Source organism: Streptomyces sp. PT12, from assembly GCF_003311645.1.
GTDB lineage: Bacteria > Actinomycetota > Actinomycetes > Streptomycetales > Streptomycetaceae > Streptomyces.
The window spans coordinates 1-2,009 of record NZ_QEST01000027.1 but is presented as its reverse complement, the minus strand read 5'-3'; the positions used below and the strand labels follow the sequence as shown (position 1 = coordinate 2,009).

The window sequence follows — 2,009 nt, the reverse complement described above, 5'->3', positions numbered from 1 at the left end:
CCGTCTCCTCGGCGAGCCGGTTCCGCAGCTCGACGGCCGTGAGGGAGTCGAAGCCGAGGTCACGGAACGCGCGGCTCGCCTCGACGGCCTCGGGTCCGGCGAAGCCGAGGACGGCCGCGGCCTCGGTGCGGACCAGGGTGTCGAGGCGGTGGGTCAGCTCGGCACGGGGCAGGTTCCAGCGGTCGGTGTCGAGGTCGGTCCCTGGCCCGGTGGGCCCCGTGGCCAGGGCGTCGGCCGCTTCGGGGAGGTCGGCGATCAGCGGGCGTGGCCTCGCGGCGGCGAACGCGGGGGCGAAGACGGACCAGTCGACATCGGCGACGGTCAGGCAGGCGCGTTCCTCGGCGACGGCCCGCTTGAGGGCGTCGATGGCGAGGGCGGGCGGGAGGGCACGCAGGCCCCTGCGCAGGAGCTCGGCCTCGGCGCCAGTCTCGGCGGCCATCCCTGCGTCGGCCCAGGGGCCCCAGGCGATCGATGTCGCGGTGAGGCCGCGGGCGCGGCGGTGGGTGGCGAGGCCGTCGAGGTAGGCGTTGGCGGCGGCGTAGGCGGCGAGCTCGCCGCTGCCCCAGACGCCGGAGATGGAGGAGAAGAGGACGAACGCGTCCAACTCCCGTTCGCCAAGCAGCTCGTCGAGGTGGGCGGCGCCGGTGGCCTTGGCGGCCATGACGCGGGCGAGGAACGCGGGGTCGGTGGCGTCGAGGAACGCGGCGTCGCCGATGCCCGCGGTGTGGACGACGGCGGTGATGTCGGGGTGGGCGTCGATGACGGCGGCGAGGGCGGCGCGGTCGGTGACGTCGCAGGTGACAGGGGTGATGCGCGGGTCGGGGTGTGCGGCGGTGCCGCGGCGGCTGAGGGCGAGGACCCGTTCGGCGCCTGAGTCGAGGAGCCAGGTGGTGACGGCGGTGCCGAGGGCTCCGGCGCCGCCGGTGACCAGCACCGTGCCGCGCGGGGTCCAGCCCTCGCCGGGGTGGGTGCGGGGGGCGTGGGCGAGTCGGCGGGCGTGGACGCCGGAGGGGCGGATGGCGACCTGGTCCTCGGTGCCGCCGATGACGGCGGCGAGGGCGGCGAGGGCGCGGTCGTCGGGGTCGGCGGGCAGGTCGATCAACCCGCCGTAGATGGCGGGGAGTTCGAGGCCGATGACGCGTCCGTAGCCCCAGACGGCGGCCTGGGCTGGGGCGCGCAGCGGGTCGGAGCGGCCGATGGAGACGGCGCCCGAGGTGACCAGCCAGAGGGGGGCGCCGGGGTGGGCGCGGACGAGGTCGAGGGTGGCGGTGAGGCCGCGGGTCAGCCCCGGGTGGTCGGGGTCCTCTTCGGTGTCGAGGGCGAGGAGGGAGAGGATGCCGCCCAGGTCGTCGGGGGTGGGCAGCGGGTCGCGGCCATCGGCGACGACCACGTGGACGCCTCGGGCGGTGAGGGCGTCTACAACGGGTTGACAGGGCCGGTGGGCGACGACGATCCAGGTGCCGGAGGGGGCGCCGGAGGGGGTGATCGGCTTCCATTCAACGTGGTAGCGCCAGGAGTCGACGGTTGAGCGGGCGCGGGTGCGCTGGTGCCAGGTGGCGAGGGCGGGCAGCGCGGGGGCGAGGTCGTCGAGCTGCCCGTGGTCGAGGGTGTCGGCGAGCGGGGTGAGGTCGCCCTGGGCGACGGCCTGCCAGAACGCGGCGTCCTCGGTGTCGCCCGTGGTGGGGTGGGTGGTGGTGCCGGGCCTGGGCCAGTAGCGGTCGCGTTGGAAGGGGTAGGTGGGCAGGTCGACGGTGCGGGCACCCGTTCCCGAGAAGAGGGCCGACCAGTCGGGGTGGATGCCGCGGACCTGGAGGGTGGCGAGGGCGGCGTGAAGCGTTTCGGCCTCGGGGCGGTCCCTGCGGAGGGTGGGTGTGCCGTCGGCCATGGCGGACAGGACGCCGTCGGGGCCGATCTCGAGGAACGAGGTGGCGCCGCGCTCGCGCAGCGACACGATGGCGTCGTGGAAGCGGACGGCCTGGCGGACGTGGCGGACCCAGTAGGCGGCGTCG

1 protein-coding gene is annotated in these 2,009 nt (G+C 75.9%); it reads right to left on the bottom strand.

The window, feature by feature from the left end; genetic code table 11:
* The coding region (locus DEH69_RS03390) for an SDR family NAD(P)-dependent oxidoreductase (protein WP_113685370.1) at positions 1-2,009 on the bottom strand (2,009 nt) is incomplete at both ends.